Below are 18,981 nucleotides of genomic sequence, written 5' to 3'. Positions count from 1 at the left end.
CTTGCTATCCCACCCTCCTCTCCCCCCCCCCCGGCCGGTGGGGGTCGGCCCGCACGAAAGAGCAATTTTGGTCTTTCGTCGGGGTGGGGGTCTTGGCTCCTACCTCTGTTATTCGCGGGAGCGCTGGACCGACGTTAGTTGGCGCTGCACCCCCACCCGGGACCTGCGGTCCGACCCTCCCCACAAGGGGGAGGGTAAGCGGAGCTACTCCGCCGGCTCGACATTGGCGTACGCCGCTTCCTCAAGCTCCCGCTTCAGCCTCGCTTCCTCATGCGCCTTCGGCGTGACGAAGCGGCCGAGCAGGAGGTAGGCGACCGGGGTCAGGAACAGCGTCGAGACTGTGGCGAGACCCAGCCCGCCGACGATGACCCAGCCGAGCGCGATGCGCGCTTCGGCACCGGCGCCGGCGGCCAGCACCAGCGGGACCCCGCCGAGGATGGTGCAGATCATCGTCATCATCACCGGCCGCAGGCGGATGATCGAGGCCTGCTCGATCGCCTCGCGCACGCCGAGGCCGCGGTCGCGCAGCTGGTTGGCGAATTCGACGATGAGGATGCCGTTCTTGGCCATGACGCCGACCAGAAGCACGAGGCCAATCTGGCTGTAGGCATTGAGGCTGGTGCCTGACAAAAGCAGCGCAAAGATTGCGCAGGCAAGGCCGAGGGGGACCGTCGCCATGATGATGACGGCGCTGACGAAGCTTTCGAACTGGGCGGCGAGCACCAGGAGGATGATGACCAGCGCGAAGCCGAAAATGGTGATCATGGCGCTGTTGGTCTCGCCGAGCGTCGCGGCTTCGGCCAGCGGCAGGACGCGGCTGCCCGGCGGCAGCAGCGGGGCGGCGATCTGCTCGGCAACGCCGAGCGCGTCACCCAGTGCGAAATTGCCGTTCAGGTTCGAGGTGATCGCCACCGAAGGCTGCTGCTGTTCGCGGGTCAGCGACGGCGGCACGGCGCGCTCGGTCAGCGTGGCGATGGTCGACATTGGCACGAAGCGGCCGTCGGCGGTCTTCAGGAAGATGTTTTCCAGATCGGTCGGATCATTGATCGGGTTGGTGGTCGAGACCAGCTTCACGCCATAGCTGCGGTCGGCGATGTAGACATCGACGACATCGTTGCCGTCGAGCATCGCCTGCAAGGTGTTGGCGAGACCCGATATGTCGATGCCGAGATCGGAGGCGCGCTCGCGGTCGATGGCCACCGCCAGCTGCGGCTGCGTCGGGTCGATGGAAAGCCGCGGCGTCTGGAAGCGCGGATCGGCCTGCATCCGGGCGATGATCTTCACCGCCGCGTCGCCGAGCGCCTTGCGGTCGTTGCCGACCAGCGCGAATTGCAGGCCGTTGCCGGCGCCGCGAATGCCGAGGCTATTGGCCTGCACCGGGAAGATGCGCACGGATGGCACCTGCCGGGTCAGCTGGCTTATCTGCGCCATGATCTCCTGCTGGCTGCGCGTGCGCTCGTCCCACGGCGCCAGCGTCATCACCATGAAGCCGGAATTGTAGGCGCCGTTCTGGCCGGCGTTTTCGAAGGTCGAGACGATCTCGCCGGAATCGCGCAGCGGCTGGATCAGCCGCTCGATCTTCTGCATCTGCTGCGTGGTGTAATCGAGGCTGACGCCTTGCGGCGCGTTGATGCGCAACAGCACGACGGCGCGGTCCTCGCTCGGCGTCAGTTCCTGGCGGATGGTGCCGAACAGGCTGAAGGCGACGCCCGCAAACAGCACCGCAACCAGCAGCACGATCCACGGCGCGCCGAGGCAGGCATGCAAGGCGCGCTTGTAGGCCGCGTTCAGCGCGCCACCGACGCGCGCGCCAATGCCGTGACCGCCTTCATGGTGGAGCGATGCGCCGGTCAACATGCGCGAGGCCAGCATCGGGCACAGCGTCAGCGCCACCACGCAGGAGAGCAGCACCGACATGGCGAGGACGAAGCCGAATTCGCGAAACAGGCCGCCGGTCTGTCCCGGCAGGAAGGAGATCGGCACGAAAACGGCAACGAGCGTCAGCGTCGTGGCGATGACTGCGAAGAACACTTCCTGGGCGCCGAGCACGGCGGCGGCACGAGGCCCCATGCCTTCGTTGCGCCGTCGCACGATGTTTTCCAAAACGACGATGGCGTCGTCGACGACAAGGCCGGTCGCCAGCACCAGCGCCAGAAGCGTCAGAATGTTGATGGAGAAGCCTGCGAGATAGATGGCGGCGATGGTGCCGATCATGGCGACCGGCATTGACAGACCAGGGATCAGCGTCGCGCGCCAGTCGAGCAGGAAGATGTAGATGACGATCAGCACCATGGAGATCGACAGGCCGAGCGCGATCTCGACCTCGTGCACGGCGCCGTTGACGAAGACTGCGTCGTCGCTGGTGATCTTGATCGACATGCCCTTGGGCAGGTTTTCCTGCAGCTTGGCGACGGCTGCTTTCACTCCGGTGGAAATATCCAGCGTGTTCGATTCCGCCTGACGGATGATGCCAAGGCCAATGCCGGTCTTGCCGTCGGAGCGCAACGAGGTCTGGCCGATGTCGGGACCGAGCGTGACGGTGGCGACGTCGCGGATGCGCGTCGTGCCGCCGATGATGATGTTTTCGAATTCTTCCGGCGTCGTCACATCGGCCGTGGTGCGGACGATGAGATCCTGGTTGGTGGTGGTGATCGAACCGGCTGGTGAATCGAAAGCGACCGAGGCAAGCGCTGCCCTCAGATCGGCGACAGTGAAGCCGAGGCTGGCGAGCTTGTTCTGGTCGACATCGATGCGGAAGATCTTGTCGCGGTCGCCATAGACCTGAACGTCGGCGACGCCAGGCACGGCAGCCAGTTCGTCCTCGATCTGGTCCTGGACGATCACCGTCATGTCCTGCACCGACATGGTGTCGGAGGTGACGGCCAGTCGCATCACGGCATCGGAATTGGCATCGGCCTTGACGATGCGCGGCGGGTCGGCGGTCTCCGGTATCATGTTGGCGACACGGCCGACCGCGTCGCGCACGTCGGAGGCGGCGACGTTCAAATCGACGCCGTCGTTGAACTCGATGGTGACGCGGCTCTGGCCGAAGGAAGAGGTCGACGAGATCGACTTGACGCCGGAGACGCGGGCGACCGCGCCCTCGATGGTGTCGGTCAGTTCACGGTCGACGGTTTCGGCGGCGGCACCCTCGAAGGCCGTCGACACGGTGACCACGGCGCGGTCGACATCGGGCAGTTCGCGGATTTCGACGCCATAGAAAGCGGCAAGGCCGGCCACTGCGATCAGCGTGTTCAGCACGAAGGCCATAACCGGCCTGCGGATGAAGAGTGCGGTGAAGCCGGTTTCGCTGGCGGTGCTGACGGGTGCAGTCATGAGCCTTCGGCAGCTTCCGCGGCGCGCTGATCCTGGCCGGCGATGCGGACCGCGCCGCCTTCGCTGACGCTCTGGGTGCCTTCGGTGACGACCATGTCGCCATCCTCGATCTCAGCGTCGATCAGCACCGTCTCAGTGTTGCGCTGGATGATGCGCACGGGAACGCGCCTGGCCTTGCCGTCCTCGACCTGCCAGACATAGGCGCCGTCGGAACCCCACAGGATTGCCAGCGGGCTGACGGCCGGATAGGTGTCGCCGGGGAAGCGCATGGTGATGCCGAACGACATGCCGGCGCGCAGCGAATCCGCCGGATTGGCGATTGCAGCCTTGACCAGCAGGGTGCGGCTCTTTTCGTCGATGTGGTTGTCGATGGCCGACACAGTGCCGGTATAGGCCTTGCTCGGATTGGCGATCGGCGTCGCCGACAGTTGCGCGCCGACCTTGACGGCGGCGGCGAAGCGCTCGGGCACCAGGAAATCGACCAGGATGGAGGAGCGGTCGTCAAGCGTGGCGATCGCCGACTGGCTGGTGACGTAATTGCCGGCCGATATCGGCAGGATGCCGACCGTGCCGGCGATAGGGGCGACGATCGAACGACGCTGCAAGGCGAGTTCGGCATCCTGCAGCGCCAGTTTGGCGCCGGCCAGCACCACTTGGGCATCGGCGACGGCGACCGGGGTCGCGGCGTTGGAGGCCCTCAATGATTTCACCCGCTCGAGCTTGTCCTGGGCATCCTGCAAGGCAAGCTTGGCACGATCCTGCGAGATCACCTCGGTCTCGGAATCGAGAACAGCGATGATCTGCCCCTTGTCGACGCGGGTGCCGGATTGGACGAGAAATTCAACGAGGCGCCCAGAGCTGTATGGGTTGACCGTCACCGAGGCGTTGGCGCGGCCGGTGCCGATCGCCTGCAGGCGATCGTTGATGGTGGCGGTGGTCGCCGGCAAGGCGACGACATTTGCCGGGCGGCCGGCAGCGTTGCGGCCGCCTGCCTGTTTTGTCGTGTCGACCGCACCGGTTGTGGCGGGCGCCGAAGCATAGGTCCAGTCGATGCCCCAGCGTGCTAGAACCTCCGGCGCGCCCGGGAAGAATCGCGCCCAGGCGAGGACAGCCGCGACCAGGATCACAAGCGCAAAAACGATCTGTTTCCAGGCGGCCATCGACACTCCGGTTGGCAAAACGTCTACCGGTTTCGCCAAGCAAAAAAACGCGCAGCGACGCACCCGGTATGTGCGAAGCCGCCGCAATATCATGGCTTTATGGCAATTCTGCCGCTTCCATGCACATTAAATCTGCGTAATTTTGCGCACTTGCGGCGGGGATTGAGCGTGTCAGCGCAGGCTTTCGAGGTCGCGGATGCGCCTGGCGCTGTCGGCCTCGAGCTGCCTGGTGACGGCGCCGATCAGCGTCTCGGCGACAACGAACAGAGCGGCGGAAGAGTCCCACGCCGAAGGCACGGCGGTGCGTCCGGCAATGACATGGCGGGCGAAGCGGGCGATCGGCGATAGCCACTGGTCGGTGAACAGCACGATCTGAACGCCGCGCTGATGCGCGGTCTGGGCAAAGCGGACCAGACTGTCCTGATAGCGCCTGATGTCGAAGATCACCAGCACGTCGCGCTTGCCCATGTCGATCAGCCGGTCGCGCCAGATGCTCTCCTGGCCGGCAAGGTGATAGACATCGGGCTGGATGATGGCGAGATGGGCGGCCATGTAGCGTGCCAACGGATCGGTGAAGCGGCCGCCGATCAGGAATGTCTTGCCGCGCCGGTCGGCAAGCCTTGCGGCGATGTCGGCAAGCTGTCTGTCGGAGAGATGCCTGAAGGTCTCGCGCATATTGTCCAGCGTCGCCTCCAGCATTGGCGATACTGCACCGCTTGGGGAGGCCGGGTTGAGCGTGCGCGATGCCGGCGACTGCAATTGCGCCGCCAGTTCGTCCTGCAGCGCCGACTGGAATTCGGGATAGTTCTGGAACCCCAGCCTGGAGACAAAGCGCAGGATGGTCGGCGACGATACGCCGGCGGCGGTCGAGAACTCGGCGACCGTCTTCAGCCCGATCAGCGGATAGTTCGCAATCAGTGTCTGCGCGGCGCGGCGCTCGCCGGCCGGCATCGTGCCGATGCGGTCCGAAATCAGTTCGGCAATGCTGGAAATCATCGTTTTCCCCACCCCTGAGCCCGTCCAGACCGCTTCCCCGAAATCGCATTTGACAAAGCCGGACAAACTGTATGAAATCATCCACAGGGACGCAATGAGGCAAAATACGTAACATAAGATACAGCGCTCCCCAGGGGACGGCAGACTATGGAGAGAGCACGGCCCGCCAGCCTTGCATCGTCTGATACCGTAGGGGTGACGAACCCCGGCGGGTCCAGCCCTTTCGTGCTGACCTGCGACCACGCTTCCAACTTCCTGCCGTCCGAATTCGGCACGCTTGGCCTGCCGGCCGAGGACCTCTCCCGCCACATCGCCTGGGACCCCGGCGCGCTGCCGGTGGCGCGCCGCATCGCGACCGCCCTCGATGCGACGCTCATCGAAACCCGCATCTCGCGCCTGATAATCGACTGCAACCGTCCGCTCGACGCACCGGACCTGGTGCCGCCGGTCAGCGAGACGACGGCCATTCCGGGCAATGCCGGCCTGTCGGACAGTGAGCGCGCCGAGCGCATCGCTTTGTCGTGGCGGCCGTTCCACGACACGATCGCATCGATCATCGACGACCGGCAGGCGCGTGGGCAGGAGACCCGGCTGGTGTCGGTGCATTCCTTCACCCCGGTCTACAAGGGCAAGAACCGGCCCTGGCATATCGGCATCATCCATGATGACGACCGCCGGCTGGCGTCGCCGCTGATAGCGGCGCTGCAGCGGCTCTCCGGCGTCACTGTCGGCATCAACGAGCCCTATTCGCCGGCCGACCGCGTCTATTTCACTTTGGAGCGCCATGCACGCTCGCGCGGCCTTGCCTGCGCAATGATCGAAATCCGCAACGACGAGATCTCCGGCGAGACCGGGCAGCGGAAATGGGCGGATCTGCTCACGGGCATTTTTTCTGACCTGGAACCCGAGGAGGCCAAGGGTTCCCGGCGACACGCAATGGGAAAGTCAGTTCAATCGGCCAGCTAGAAAAACAGGGGACGAAAATGGCAGGACCGGACAAATCAGACGCTGAAAGATCGGAGGATGTAAAAACCCTCCATAGCATGGGCTATGCCCAGGAGTTGGCTCGCCGCATGAGCGGCTTCTCGAACTTCGCAATTTCCTTTTCGATCATTTGTATTCTGGCGGGCGGCATCACGTCCTTCCCGCTGGCCATGGCGACCGGCAGCGGCTTCGAGGCGACTGTCGGCTGGGTCATCGGCGGCGTCTTTGCACTTGTCGTTGCCGCGTCCCTTGGCCAGATCGGCTCGGCCTATCCGACGGCCGGCGGTCTCTACCACTGGTCGTCAATTCTCGGCGGGCGCGGCTGGGGCTGGGCCACGGCCTGGATCAACTTGCTCGGCCTGGTCTTCGTCGTCGCCTCGGTCAATGTCGGCGTCTACGCGCTGTTCAAGGACCTTGTCTGGTCCGGCGTGTTCGGTAACGACGTCTCCGCGTGGGGCTATCAGGAGCAGGTGATCGGCGTTGTGATCATCACGGTCGCGCAGGCGCTGATCAATCATTTCGGTATCAGGCTCACCACCATGCTGACGGATTTCTCGGGCTACCTCATTCTGGTCGTCGCCGTCGTGTTGACCGCGATGTTCCTGATCTGGGGCGCAAGCTGGGATTTCTCGCGGCTCACCACCTTCGTCAACAACACCGGTGATCCAGGCGCAGGCTACGTTCCGACCGCACGGACGGCACTCGTCGCCTTCCTGATCGGCCTGCTCTACCCACTCTACACCATCACCGGCTTCGACGCTTCGGCCCACACGTCCGAAGAGACCCACAATGCCCGCGTGGCGGTGCCGCGCGGCATGATCCATTCGGTTCTGTGGTCGCTGGTGTTCGGCTTCGTCATGGCCGTTTCGTTCGTACTGGCCAGCCCCGATCTGGCAGCGACGGCCAAGGATGGCGCCAATGCCTGGTTCAATCTCTTCAACAATCTGCCGGCACCATTCCTGCTGAAGAGCATGATTGCCATCGCAATCGTGCTGGCGAATTTCATCTGCGCGCTCGCCGGACTGACGTCGACCTCGCGCATGATCTTTGCCTTCGCGCGTGACGGCGGCCTGCCCGGTTCGTCGGTGTGGAAGACTGTCAGCCCGACATGGCGTACGCCGGTGGCGGCGATCTGGCTCGGAGCGGTGCTCGCGGTCGCAGCGACATTGTACTCGCCGGCTTTTGCCGCACTGGCGGCCGGCTGTGCATTGTTCCTCTACGTGTCCTACGCCATGCCCGTGGCCGCCGGCCTGCTTGCCGAGGGCAAGAGCTGGACCGAATTCGGCCCGTTCCGCCTCGGCATCTGGTCCAAGCCGTTCGCCGTCATCACGGTGCTTGGCGTTCTGGTGCTGATGTATGCCGGGATCCAGCCGCCCTTCGACATCCTGATCAACTATGCCATCGGCCTGATCGTTCTGCTCGTGGTTCTGTGGTTCGGTATCGAATCGCGCCGCTTCAAGGGCCCGCCGATCGGCGCCGACATTGCTCGCCGCGCTTCGGAGATCGCGGCCGCGGAAGCAGCCGTCGGCCAGACGGCAGGCTAACAGCAAAGACTAGATGCTCCGGCCGGCGCAAGCCGACCGGGGCAGGGCCGGCCAGCTAAGAACGCAAAAGGGGACTACAATGGCAGCACCGGGTTATTCAGACACAGACAAGGCGGAAGACGTAAAGCATCTCCACTCCATGGGCTACGCCCAGGAACTTGAGCGGCGGCTAAGCCGCTTCTCCAACTTCGCGGTTTCCTTCTCCATCATCTGCATCCTGTCGGGCGGCATCAATTCGCTGGCGCAGGCAACGTCGGGCGCCGGCGGCATCGGCATCGGCATCGGCTGGCTGGTCGGCTGCTTCGTCTCGCTTACCTTCGCGGTCGCTATGTCGCAGATCAGCTCGGCCTATCCGACGGCCGGCGGCCTCTATCACTGGGGTTCGATCCTCGGCAATCGCGGCACCGGCTGGGTGACGGCCTGGCTCAACCTGCTCGGCCTGATTACCGTGCTCGGCGCCATCAATGTCGGCACCTGGACGTTCTTCATCGGCGCCTTCGGGCCGACGCTCGGCATCGAGGGTACGCTGACCAATCAGATGATCTTCCTGGTCATCATCACCGGCGCCCAAGCGCTGATCAACCATCTCGGCATCAAGCTGACGGCGAAGTTGACCGACTTTTCGGGCTACCTTATCTTCTTCGGCTCGATCCTGATTGCTGTCGTCTGCCTGTTCTCCGCCGAGACCTGGGATTTCAGCCGGCTCTTCACCTTCCACAACTACTCGGGTGAGGCCGGCGCCAGCGTCTGGCCGTCCGTCTCGAACGCCTGGGTGTTCGCTCTCGGCCTTCTGCTGCCGATCTACACCATCACCGGCTACGATGCTTCGGCACACACTTCCGAGGAAACCATCAAGGCGGCCTCATCGGTGCCGCGTGCGATGGTGATGTCGGTTATCTGGTCGGCGGTCTTCGGCTATTTGTTCCTGGCCGCCTTCGTACTGATGATCCCCAACATGGACGACGCCGCCAAGCAGGGTTGGAACGTGTTCTTCTGGGCCTTCGACCAGCGCGTCAGTCCCGGCCTCAAGGAGTTCGTCTACCTCGTCGTGTTCATCGCCCAGCTGTTGTGCGGCCTCGCAACCGTCACCTCGGCTTCGCGCATGATCTTTGCCTTCTCGCGTGACGGCGGCCTGCCGGGCTCGTCGGCACTGGCCAAGGTCAGCCCGACCTATCGCACGCCGGTGGCGGCGATCTGGACGGCGTCGGTCCTGTCGGTGCTGTTCGTCTGGGGTTCGACGCTGGTTTCGGTCGCCGGTACCTCGGCCTACACCATCGTCGTGTCCTGCACCGTCATCTTCCTGTTCCTGTCCTTCACCGTGCCGATTGTGCTCGGCATGGTGGCCTGGGGAACGCCGAAGTGGGACAAGATGGGACCGTGGAACTTGGGCCGTGGCATCTTCATGCTGTTCGGCGTTCTCTCGATCGTGTCGATGATCCTGATCTTCATCATCGGCATCCAGCCGCCGAACGACTGGGCGCTGTACATCACCGTCGGCTTCTTCATCCTGACGGCGATTATCTGGTTCGCCTTCGAGCGCAATCGCTTCCAGGGCCCGCCGCTGGGCGACATCATCGCGGCGCGTCAGGCAGCGATCAAGGCCGCCGAACAGGCGGTCGGCGAAACCGGCCACTGACGTCACCATCATGGCCATGGCCGGCGTGCAGCCGGCTATGGTTTCGTCCTCAACGACCAAGCACTGGAGTGCCAAAGGAATGGCCGGAAATTTCTCGTTCGATCAGTTGAAGAAAGCGGTCTCCAATGGCGAGATCGACACGGTGCTGGCCTGCATCGTCGACATGCAGGGGCGGCTGGCTGGAAAGCGTTTCCTGGCGCAGTACTTTGTGGATTCTGCTCATGACGAGACGCATGGCTGCAACTATCTGCTCGCCGCCGACATCGATATGGAGCCGGTGCCGGGCTACAAGGCGGCAAGCTGGTCGAAGGGCTATGGCGACTTCGTCATGAAGCCGGACCTTGCCACGCTGCGGCGGATTCCGTGGCTGGAAAAGACCGCGCTGGTGATCTGCGACGTGCTCGACCACCACACCCATGACGACCTTCCGCATTCGCCGCGCGCGATGCTGAAAAAGCAGGTCAAGCGGCTCACCGAACGCGGCTATATCGGCTACTTCGCCTCCGAGCTCGAATTCTACCTGTTCAACGAAACCTACGATTCCGCCCGCAAGAAGCACTGGCAGGGGCTCGACACCGCGTCGCCCTATATCGGCGACTACCAGATCGGCATCACCACCAAGGAAGAAGGCGTCATGCGCCGGCTTCGCAACGAGATGGAAGCGGCGGGCATTCCGATCGAAAACTCCAAGGGCGAATGGGGCCCGGGGCAGGAAGAGATCAATGTGCGCTATGCCGAGGCGCTCGACATGGCGGACCGCCACGTCATCCTGAAGAACGGCGCCAAGGAGATTGCCGAGTCCGAAGGCAAGTCGATTTCCTTCATGTCGAAATACAATTACGGGCTCGCCGGTAATTCCAGCCACATCCACAATTCGCTGTGGAGCGCCGATGGCAACATGCCATTGTTCTTCGACAAGAAGGCGGACTGGACTTTGTCCACGCTTGGCCAGCAATGGGCGGCTGGGCAACTGAAATATGCCAGGGAGTTTACCTGGTTCTTGGCGCCCTACATCAACTCCTACAAGCGCTTCCAGGCCGGCACCTTCGCACCGACCAAGATCATGTGGAGCGAGGACAACCGCACCGCCGGCTTCCGCCTGTGCGGTGAGGGCACCAAGGGCATCCGCATGGAATGCCGCATCGGCGGCGCCGACCTGAACCCCTATCTCGCGTTCGCGGCGCTGATCGCCGCCGGCCTTGCCGGCATCGACGAGAAGCTCGAACTGCAGAAGCCGTTCGTCGGCGATGCCTACCAGGCCTCGCGCCTTCCGGAGATCCCGAAAACGCTGCGCGACGCCACCGAGACGCTGGCCAAGTCGAAGATGCTGAAGCAGGCGCTCGGCGACGATGTGCTCGAACATTATGTCCACACCGCAAAGTGGGAGCAGTTCGAATACGACCGCCGCATTACGGATTGGGAACTGCACAGAGGGTTCGAGCGGTACTAAAACTTTATACAGCTTTAATGTTGACAATGTGGTGAAGTTAGTACCATATGGTACCTGTAAACTGCAGTGCTACATTGAGGAGTTTGCGATGTCCAAATATGCGCCGCTCAAGGATTTTCTCATTGCCCAAAATGTCGATCGCGTCCCGATGTCATTCGCCGAAATCGAGAGAGTGCTCAATCTGCCGCTGCCCGCATCGAAGCAATACCCTGCATGGTGGAGCAACAATCCGAGCAACAATCCCATGACAAGGGAGTGGCTTGAGGCTGGGTTCGAGACCGAATCCGTCAATATAGGGAGTGGGAAACTGGTATTTCGCCGCGTTCGCAAGGTGCCCATTTCGGCGCCGCCCAGTGGTAGCGTGCCTGCCGCGCCAAAGGAGGCGCGCGCGGATCGCCATCCCGGCTTTGGTTTCATGAAGGGCCTGATAACAATCGAAGCCGGATTTGATGTCACCAAACCTTTCGATGACGAGCCATGGGACCGGGGCTATCTGGGCGGTGAGGCTGACGCGCGTGACGGCAAACTTGCGGTGCGTAAATGAGCGAAGAGCCAAACCTGCTTCTGGATACATGTGCGATGATCTTTGTCGCCAACGATAGTCTGATCGATCCGCACGCAAGCCGGGAGATTTCGGAAGCGGCCTATGACGGCCGTCTGTATCTTTCGCCGATGTCGGCATGGGAGATCGGAATTGGCGTAGCCAAGGGCCGGCTCAATCTGCCATTGGCGCCACTCGACTTCGTGGAGAGATTCATCGAGCGAATGTCGGCAAAGCTCAGCGCTATCTCACCAGCCATTCTGATTGCGTCATCCAACCTGCCCGGTCCGCCCCATAGTGATCCCATGGATCGGATACTGATGGCAAGTGCGAGAGCGTTGGACATGGTTCTGGTGACGCGTGACGAGCCCATCCTTCGCTATGGCCGCAATGGCCATCTGCGCACCCTAGCCTGCTAACTTGGAGTATCCTTTGGAAACCGTAAGACTCAAATCGCCCATCGATGGTTCGATCTATGCCGAGCGACCGATCGCGACCGACCAGGCGATCAATGCCGCGGTCGAGCGCGCCAAAGCGGCGCAGGAGAAGTGGGCGCTGACGCCGATCGTCGAGCGCGGCAAATTTATGCTGGCGATGCTCGAAGCGCTGGTCGCGATGACCGACGAGATCGTGCCGGAGATCGCTTGGCAGATGGGGCGACCGGTGCGCTATGGCGGCGAGTTCGGCGGCGTCAGGGAACGCACCAATTACATGGTCGAGATCGCTGAAGCCGCGCTGAAATCCGTGCCGGCATCCAACCCGAAGGACGGCTTCCGACGCTATGTGAAGAAGGATCCGCTAGGCGTCGTCATGGTGATCGCGCCGTGGAACTATCCCTATCTGACCGCCGTCAACACCATCGTGCCGGCACTGATGGCCGGCAATACCGTTATCCTCAAGCATGCGGCGCAGACGCTGCTGGTCGGCGAACGGTTCCAGCAGGCGTTCGACAAGGTTGGGCTGCCCAAGGGCGTGTTCCAGAATGTCGTGCTGAACCATGCCCAGACCGAGAAGCTGCTCGGCTCGGGCAAGATCGACCATGTCAATTTCACCGGTTCGGTCGGCGGCGGCCGCGCCATCGAGAAGGCGGCGGCCGGCACCTTCATGACGCTCGGGCTCGAACTCGGCGGCAAGGATCCGGCCTATGTGCTGCCCGACGCCAAGCTCGACCATGCGGTGGCCAATCTGGTCGACGGCGCCTTCTACAATTCCGGCCAGTGCTGCTGCGGCATCGAGCGCGTCTATGTGCATGAGAAGGTCTACGACCAGTTCGTCGAAGGTTTCATCGCCGAGACGAAGAATTATGCCGTCGGCAATCCGCTGGAACAGGCGACGACAATGGGGCCGATGGCGCAGGCGCGCTTTGCCGACCTGATCCGCGGGCAGAAGGCCGAGGCGCTGCGCAAGGGTGCAATCGCACACATCAATATGAAGGTGGCTAACGACAAGGCCGGCTCGCCCTATCTGGCGCCGGAAGTGCTGACCGGCGTCGACCACCAAATGAGCGTCATGCGCGAGGAAAGTTTTGGCCCGATCGTCGGCATCATGAAGGTGCGCGACGACGAGGAGGCGATCGCGCTGATGAACGACAGCCCCTACGGGCTGACCGCTTCGATCTGGACCGGCGATATCGAGCATGCGGTGGCGATCGGCGACCGCGTCGAGACCGGCACCGTGTTCATGAACCGCTGCGACTACCTCGATCCGGCGCTGGTCTGGACCGGCGTCAAGGACACCGGCAAAGGCGTTGCCCTTTCGGCGCTCGGCTACGACAATCTGACCCGGCCGAAATCCTTCCATCTGCGCGAAGCCATCTGATTTTTTGAAAGACAAGACATGTCCAAGCTGATCTCCAAATGGAACTACCCGACCACCGTCCGCTTCGGCGCCGGGCGTATCAAGGAACTGCCTGAGGTGCTCGCGGCCACCGGCATTAAGCGGCCGCTATTCGTCACCGATCCGGGGTTGGCGAAACTGCCGGTCGTCGCTTCGACGCTGAAAATCCTCGACGACGCCAAGGTATCCTATGGCGTGTTCTCCGAGGTGAAGCCGAACCCGGTCGATTCCAACCTCACCGCCGGCATCGCCGTGTTCAAGAAGGGCAAGCATGACGGCGTCATCGCCTTCGGCGGCGGTTCAGCGCTCGATCTCGGCAAGCTGATCGCGTTCCAGGCTGGCCAGACGCGGCCGATCTGGGACTTTGAGGATGTCGGCGACTGGTGGACGCGGGCCAATTCGGATGCCATCGCGCCGATCATCGCCGTGCCGACCACTGCCGGCACAGGCTCGGAAGTCGGGCGTGCCGGCGTCATCACCAATGAGGCGACGCACACCAAGAAGGTCATCTTCCATCCGAAGCTTTTGCCGGCAATCGTTATTGCCGATCCGGAACTGTCGGTCGGCATGCCCGGCTTCATCACCGCCGGCACCGGCATGGATGCGCTGGCACATTGCCTCGAAGCCTATTGCGCGCCGGGCTATCACCCGATGGCCGACGGCATTGCCGTCGAAGGTGTGCGCCTGGTGTTCGAGAACCTGCCCAAGGCCTACGCCAACGGCAAGGACCTTGTCGCGCGCGCCCACATGATGAGTGCGGCCGCGATGGGTGCTGCCGCCTTCCAGAAGGGTCTTGGCGCCATCCACTCGCTGTCGCATCCGATCGGCGCGCTCTACGACACCCATCACGGCATGACGAATGCGGTGTTCATGCCCTACGTGCTGGCCTTTAACCGGGACTCGATCGAAGAACGCATCGCCCGGCTTGCCGCCTATTGCGGAATCAAGGGCGGGTTCAACGGTTTTGCCAAAGCGATCGTCAAGCTGCGCAAGGAATTGAAGGTGCCGCATGCACTGCCCGGCCTGATCAAGGGGCTCGACATGGACAAGAAGCGCAAGGGGCTGATCGCCGACATGGCGGTGGTCGATCCGACAGCCGGCGGCAACCCGGTCAAGCTGACCAAGAAAGCAGCGCTGACGCTGCTCGAAAACTCTATCGCCGGTACGGTCTGAGGCGGTTTCCTGTGCCGGAATTGATCTGGAAACGAGGGGAAAGGAAAGGGCAAAGGGGCAAGAGACAAGGCTATAAACCATTAGCCGGGAAATTAAGTGCAGGCTAATTGCTACAGCCGGTTAAAAAGAGTTAACTTTTCGTACCGCCGGGCGCCTGTTTCAAAAAGCTTTCATCTGGCTGTCACACGAAATCGATACCGCATCGCAGGCGTCCAGGACGCCAGTTCAACGGAGAGAACACATGTTCAAGTTCACAGGGAAAGTGCTTTCCCTTTCGGCCGTCGCCCTCATGGCGACCTCTGCTATCTCGTCGGCCCAGTCCATGGATGAACTGGTTGCCGCAGCGAAGAAGGAAGGCCAGCTCACGACCATCGCGCTGCCCCATGACTGGTGCGGCTACGGCGCCGTCATCGACGGCTTCAAGGCAAAGTATCCTGAGATCACCATCAACGAACTCAACCCCGATGCCGGCTCCGGCGACGAGGTCGAGGCGATCAAGGCCAACAAGGACAACAAGGGCCCGCAGGCGCCTGACGTCATCGACGTTGGCCTGTCCTTCGGCCCGACCGCCAAGGCTGACGGCCTGATCCAGCCCTACAAAGTGTCGACCTGGGACTCGATCCCCGACAGCGCGAAGGATGCCGATGGTTACTGGACCGGCGACTACTATGGCGTGCTATCCTTCCTGGTGAACAAGGACCTCGTCAAGGAAGCGCCGGCTGACTGGGCTGACCTGCTGAAGCCGGAATTCGCCAACACCGTGGCGCTTGCCGGCGACCCGCGCGCCTCGAACCAAGCCATCCAGGCCGTCTACGCGGCCGGCATTTCCGGTGGTGCGGCTGCCGGCGAAGCTGCTGGCACTGCTGGTCTCGACTTCTTCAAGAAGCTTAACGCCGCCGGCAATTTCGTGCCGGTCATCGGCAAACCGGCGACCCTGGCACAAGGCCAGACGCCGATCCTGGTGACCTGGGATTACAATGCACTTGCCGGTCGCGACACGCTGAAGGGCAATCCGCCCGTCGACGTCGTCGTGCCCAAGACCGGTGTCGTTGCCGGCGTCTATGTGCAGGCGATCAGTGCTTTCGCACCGCATCCGAACGCTGCCAAGCTCTGGCTGGAGTATCTCTACTCCGACGAAGGCCAGATCGGCTGGCTGAAGGGCTATTGCCACCCGATCCGCTTCAACGATCTTGCCAAGAACGGCAAGCTCCCGGCGGACGTGATGGCCAAGCTGCCGCCGGCCGAGGCTTACGCTGCCGCGGTGTTCCCGACGCTGGACGAGCAGGGCAAGGCAAAGGAAGCCGTCACCAAGAACTGGGATGCCGTCGTCGGCGCCAACGTCAAGTAAGGCTTGAAACCAACCGGGCGGCCTCGCGGCCGCCCGGTGTTCCTCGGAGACGGTAGCCGGCGCATGACAGATATCTCGCTTTCCGATCACGCAGTTGCCGGGAAGACCGCGCCCCCGAGCGAGGCGCGTGCAATGCGACTGCCGACGCAATGGCTCGGCGTTGCGCCATTCTTCATCTTCGCCATCATGTTCCTGATCCTACCCACGCTCTATCTGATGCTGGGTGCATTCCAGAACGATGCCGGCGAATTCACGTTCGAAAACATAGCAGCACTGGCGCAGCCATCGATTGTCGCCGCCTACTGGATCTCGCTCAAGGTCAGCCTTTCCTCGTCGCTGATCGGCGCCTTCGCAGGTCTCGGCATCGCCATCGCAATCGTGCGCGGCGGCCTGCCGGAGTGGATACGTTCGGCGACGCTGACATTCTCCGGCGTGGCTTCCAATTTCGCCGGCGTACCGCTGGCCTTCGCCTTCATCGCCACGCTCGGACGCCTCGGTCTGGCCACGGTGCTGCTCAACACCGTGTTCGGCCTCAACATTTATGCGCACGGCTTCAACATCCTATCGTTCTGGGGCCTGACGCTGACCTATGTCTATTTCCAGATTCCCCTAATGGTGGTCATCATCACGCCGGCGATCGACGGCTTGAAGAAGGAGTGGGGCGAGGCTGCGGCGACGCTTGGCGCCACCCAGACGCAATACTGGCGCATGGTTGTCATCCCGGTGATCTGGCCGAGTTTCCTCGGCACAGTCATCCTGCTCTTCGCCAATGCCTTCGGCGCCATCGCCACCGCCTATGCGCTGACCGGCTCTTCACTCAACATCGTGCCGATCCTGCTCTATGCGCAGATACGCGGTGACGTGCTGCACAATGCCCATCTCGGCTATGCGATCGCCTTCGGCATGATCGTCATCACTGGGCTGGCCAATGTCTTCTATATCTGGTTCCGGACGCGCTCGGAGAGGTGGCTGAAATGAAGTCCGGAAAATTCTGGGCCTGGGTCGTCTTCGGGCTGGGCGCGGCCTATTTCTTCATTCCGCTGATCGCGACGGTGGAATTTTCCTTGCGCATGCGACGCGGCGCTTATTCCTTCGACGCCTATCAGATCGTGCTTGGCGACCCTCGTTTTCAGGCGACCTTTGGCTACTCAGTGCTTGCCGCCATCTTCACCATCATTCTGGGCGTGTTGATCGTGGTGCCCGCCGCCTACTGGATTCGACTGCGCCTGCCGCAACTGCGGCCGATCGTAGAGTTCATCACGCTGCTGCCGCTGGTCATTCCCGCCATCGTCATCGTCTTCGGCTATATCAGGATGTACGGTTCGAATTCGCCGCTGCCGTTCCTGGCGACCGACATGGGCACAAATGCCTTGCTGGTCATCGGCTATGCAATGCTGGCGCTGCCCTACATGTATCGCGCGGTCGATACCGGACTGCGCACCATCGACGTCAGGACGCTGACCGAAGCGGCGCAGATCCTAGGCGCCGGTTGGGGCACGATCATTGGTCGTGTGATCCTGCCCAATGTGCTGATCGCCGTGCTGTCGGGCGCCTTCCTTACCTTCGCCATCGTCATTGGCGAATTCACCATGGCCAGCTTGCTCAACCGGCCCGCCTTCGGCCCCTATCTGCAAAACGTTGGCGCCAACCGCGCCTATGAGCCGGCGGCGCTTGCCATCATCGCCTTCGCCATCACCTGGGGCTGTATGTCGCTGATCCAGATCCTGTCCCGTTTCGCGCCGAGATCGGCGAACCGCCCGAACTGATCGACAAAGTACTGATCGAAAGAAAAAGCCATGGCCGAACCATTCCTCTCCATCCAGCATGTGCGAAAATCCTTCGGCGCCACCACCGTGGTCGAAGATTTCAATCTTGATGTCGAGCCGGGCGAGTTCGTTTCCTTCCTTGGGCCATCGGGTTGCGGCAAGACCACCGTGCTGCGCATGGTCGCCGGTTTCGAAGAGCCGTCGGCGGGCAAGATCGTCGTCGCAGGCAAGGACATCACGAGGCTAAAGCCCAACCAGCGCAATGTCGGCATGGTGTTCCAAGCCTATGCGCTGTTCCCCAACCTGACGGTGGCGCAAAACATCGGCTTTGGCCTGAAGGTCGCCGGCATGCCCAAGGCGGACATCGACAGACGCGTGGCCGAGATGCTCGACATCATCAAGCTGCCGCAGATGGCCGACCGCTATCCCTACCAGCTCTCCGGCGGCCAGCAACAGCGCATCGCGCTGGCCCGCGCCATCGCGCCGAAGCCGAAGCTGCTTTTGCTCGACGAGCCGCTGTCGGCGCTCGACGCCAAGGTGCGCGTCTCGCTGCGCGAGGAAATCCGCTCGATCCAGAAGAAGCTCGGCATCACTACCATCTTCGTCACACATGACCAGGAAGAGGCGCTGTCGATCTCGGACCGCATCGCGGTGATGTATGGCGGCAAGGCCGAGCAGGTCGGCACCCCGTTCGAGATCTACAACCGGCCGGCGACCAAGTTCGTCGCCAATTTCGTCGGCACGCTGAACGTGCTCGAAGGCACTGTCACCGATGCCGCGTCCGGCAAGGTGCGCGTCAACACGCAGGAAGTCTCGCTAATGGGCAAGCTCAACGGCTCGAAGTCCGGTGACACGCTGTCGCTGGCGCTGCGACCGGAGGCGATTTCGCTCGGACGCCAACCCGGGCGCGATTCAAGCCTGTCGGGCGAAATCTCCGAAGTGCACTTCCTCGGCTCAGTCATTCGCGTTCGCGTCGGCATCGGCGGCAACACAGTGTCGCTCGACACCTTCAACAGCCCGGCAACGCCACCGCCCGCGGTCGGCGAGAAGGCCGACATATCGTTCTCATCAAGCGATATGCTGGTGCTGCACTAGCAAGCAGCATTTTGGCGCGACCGAGGCGGTCGATTCGAGCTGGCGCGATGAACGGCCGTATCATTGCCGGACCCCGAGTGCTGGATAATCAACAGCATCTTGCCATCCAGCCACTG

The 18,981-nt window shown here is 62.6% G+C and carries 15 protein-coding genes; 12 read left to right on the top strand and 3 right to left on the bottom strand.

The genetic code is table 11. The annotated features are described in order from the left end of the window. Positions 1 to 204: 204 nt before the first annotated feature. From NKI06_RS24825 to NKI06_RS24815, 3 genes are all read right to left on the bottom strand, one after another. A complete protein-coding gene (locus NKI06_RS24825; protein ID WP_023671158.1) occupies positions 205 to 3,336 on the bottom strand; it encodes an efflux RND transporter permease subunit in 3,132 nt (1,043 codons plus the stop codon). Continuing rightward, positions 3,333 to 4,496 (bottom strand): efflux RND transporter periplasmic adaptor subunit, encoded by a 1,164-nt coding sequence (locus NKI06_RS24820; RefSeq protein ID WP_023691844.1) that lies wholly within the window; start codon positions 4,494 to 4,496, stop codon positions 3,333 to 3,335. Before NKI06_RS24820 ends, NKI06_RS24825 begins: the two co-directional genes overlap by 4 nt. Before the next feature lie 171 nt (positions 4,497 to 4,667). After that, positions 4,668 to 5,492, bottom strand: coding sequence for a MurR/RpiR family transcriptional regulator (locus NKI06_RS24815; protein WP_023671160.1), 825 nt, complete (start codon positions 5,490 to 5,492; stop codon positions 4,668 to 4,670). 147 nt (positions 5,493 to 5,639) lie between these two features. On the opposite strand from NKI06_RS24815, the gene NKI06_RS24810 reads away from it, so the two are divergent. The 12 genes from NKI06_RS24810 (at position 5,640) to NKI06_RS24755 (ending at position 18,865) form a co-directional block, all read left to right on the top strand. Beyond that, complete coding sequence (locus NKI06_RS24810) at positions 5,640 to 6,458, top strand: N-formylglutamate amidohydrolase (protein WP_023747110.1); 819 nt, start codon at positions 5,640 to 5,642, stop codon at positions 6,456 to 6,458. 17 nt (positions 6,459 to 6,475) lie between these two features. Further along, complete coding sequence (locus NKI06_RS24805) at positions 6,476 to 8,020, top strand: amino acid permease (RefSeq protein ID WP_023740938.1); 1,545 nt, start codon at positions 6,476 to 6,478, stop codon at positions 8,018 to 8,020. 79 nt (positions 8,021 to 8,099) lie between these two features. Then, positions 8,100 to 9,656, top strand: coding sequence for an amino acid permease (locus NKI06_RS24800; RefSeq protein WP_023747111.1), 1,557 nt, complete (start codon positions 8,100 to 8,102; stop codon positions 9,654 to 9,656). Between the two features lie 79 nt (positions 9,657 to 9,735). Next, the gene (locus NKI06_RS24795) at positions 9,736 to 11,106 is read left to right on the top strand and encodes a glutamine synthetase family protein (protein ID WP_352987497.1); all 1,371 of its coding nucleotides are present in this window, start codon (positions 9,736 to 9,738) and stop codon (positions 11,104 to 11,106) included. 88 nt (positions 11,107 to 11,194) lie between these two features. Next, entirely contained in the window at positions 11,195 to 11,650 is a 456-nt protein-coding gene (locus NKI06_RS24790) for a DUF7662 domain-containing protein (RefSeq protein WP_352987496.1), read from the top strand. After that, positions 11,647 to 12,066 carry a type II toxin-antitoxin system VapC family toxin gene (locus NKI06_RS24785; protein ID WP_031244335.1) on the top strand — a complete coding sequence of 140 codons (420 nt, stop codon included), beginning with the start codon at positions 11,647 to 11,649 and terminating at the stop codon, positions 12,064 to 12,066. Before NKI06_RS24790 ends, NKI06_RS24785 begins: the two co-directional genes overlap by 4 nt. Positions 12,067 to 12,079: 13 nt before the next feature. Next, the gene (locus NKI06_RS24780) at positions 12,080 to 13,465 is read left to right on the top strand and encodes an aldehyde dehydrogenase family protein (protein WP_352987495.1); all 1,386 of its coding nucleotides are present in this window, start codon (positions 12,080 to 12,082) and stop codon (positions 13,463 to 13,465) included. An 18-nt stretch (positions 13,466 to 13,483) separates the two neighbouring features. Continuing rightward, a complete protein-coding gene (locus NKI06_RS24775) occupies positions 13,484 to 14,656 on the top strand; it encodes an iron-containing alcohol dehydrogenase (RefSeq protein ID WP_023755042.1) in 1,173 nt (390 codons plus the stop codon). Positions 14,657 to 14,897: 241 nt separating this feature from the next. Continuing rightward, positions 14,898 to 16,004 (top strand): ABC transporter substrate-binding protein, encoded by a 1,107-nt coding sequence (locus NKI06_RS24770; protein ID WP_023671169.1) that lies wholly within the window; start codon positions 14,898 to 14,900, stop codon positions 16,002 to 16,004. A gap of 63 nt (positions 16,005 to 16,067) precedes the next feature. Then, entirely contained in the window at positions 16,068 to 16,982 is a 915-nt protein-coding gene (locus NKI06_RS24765; protein ID WP_023671170.1) for an ABC transporter permease, read from the top strand. After that, positions 16,979 to 17,770: an ABC transporter permease gene (locus NKI06_RS24760; RefSeq protein ID WP_023671171.1), complete on the top strand. Its 792-nt coding sequence runs from the start codon at positions 16,979 to 16,981 to the stop codon at positions 17,768 to 17,770. The genes NKI06_RS24765 and NKI06_RS24760 overlap by 4 nt, the downstream gene beginning before the upstream one ends. A 30-nt stretch (positions 17,771 to 17,800) precedes the next feature. Next, on the top strand, positions 17,801 to 18,865 hold the full coding sequence (locus NKI06_RS24755) for an ABC transporter ATP-binding protein (RefSeq protein WP_023701013.1): 1,065 nt from the start codon (positions 17,801 to 17,803) through the stop codon (positions 18,863 to 18,865). The last annotated feature ends 116 nt before the right edge of the window (positions 18,866 to 18,981 follow it).

The organism is Mesorhizobium sp. M0772 (genome assembly GCF_040320135.1).
In the GTDB taxonomy this organism is placed as follows: Bacteria; Pseudomonadota; Alphaproteobacteria; order Rhizobiales; family Rhizobiaceae; genus Mesorhizobium.
Note: the sequence above shows the minus strand (reverse complement) of the source record. Positions and strands in the feature narration are given on the sequence as shown.

What these genes read in the sequence shown, in the direction of transcription:
- NKI06_RS24825 (WP_023671158.1), bottom strand. Translation starts at nt 3,336, where the DNA reads ATGACTGCACCCGTCAGCACCGCCAGCGAAACCGGCTTCACCGCACTC.
- NKI06_RS24820 (WP_023691844.1), bottom strand. Translation starts at nt 4,496, where the DNA reads ATGGCCGCCTGGAAACAGATCGTTTTTGCGCTTGTGATCCTGGTCGCG.
- NKI06_RS24815 (WP_023671160.1), bottom strand. Translation starts at nt 5,492, where the DNA reads ATGATTTCCAGCATTGCCGAACTGATTTCGGACCGCATCGGCACGATG.
- NKI06_RS24810 (WP_023747110.1), top strand. Translation starts at nt 5,640, where the DNA reads ATGGAGAGAGCACGGCCCGCCAGCCTTGCATCGTCTGATACCGTAGGG.
- NKI06_RS24805 (WP_023740938.1), top strand. Translation starts at nt 6,476, where the DNA reads ATGGCAGGACCGGACAAATCAGACGCTGAAAGATCGGAGGATGTAAAA.
- NKI06_RS24800 (WP_023747111.1), top strand. Translation starts at nt 8,100, where the DNA reads ATGGCAGCACCGGGTTATTCAGACACAGACAAGGCGGAAGACGTAAAG.
- NKI06_RS24795 (WP_352987497.1), top strand. Translation starts at nt 9,736, where the DNA reads ATGGCCGGAAATTTCTCGTTCGATCAGTTGAAGAAAGCGGTCTCCAAT.
- NKI06_RS24790 (WP_352987496.1), top strand. Translation starts at nt 11,195, where the DNA reads ATGTCCAAATATGCGCCGCTCAAGGATTTTCTCATTGCCCAAAATGTC.
- NKI06_RS24785 (WP_031244335.1), top strand. Translation starts at nt 11,647, where the DNA reads ATGAGCGAAGAGCCAAACCTGCTTCTGGATACATGTGCGATGATCTTT.
- NKI06_RS24775 (WP_023755042.1), top strand. Translation starts at nt 13,484, where the DNA reads ATGTCCAAGCTGATCTCCAAATGGAACTACCCGACCACCGTCCGCTTC.
- NKI06_RS24770 (WP_023671169.1), top strand. Translation starts at nt 14,898, where the DNA reads ATGTTCAAGTTCACAGGGAAAGTGCTTTCCCTTTCGGCCGTCGCCCTC.
- NKI06_RS24765 (WP_023671170.1), top strand. Translation starts at nt 16,068, where the DNA reads ATGACAGATATCTCGCTTTCCGATCACGCAGTTGCCGGGAAGACCGCG.
- NKI06_RS24760 (WP_023671171.1), top strand. Translation starts at nt 16,979, where the DNA reads ATGAAGTCCGGAAAATTCTGGGCCTGGGTCGTCTTCGGGCTGGGCGCG.
- NKI06_RS24755 (WP_023701013.1), top strand. Translation starts at nt 17,801, where the DNA reads ATGGCCGAACCATTCCTCTCCATCCAGCATGTGCGAAAATCCTTCGGC.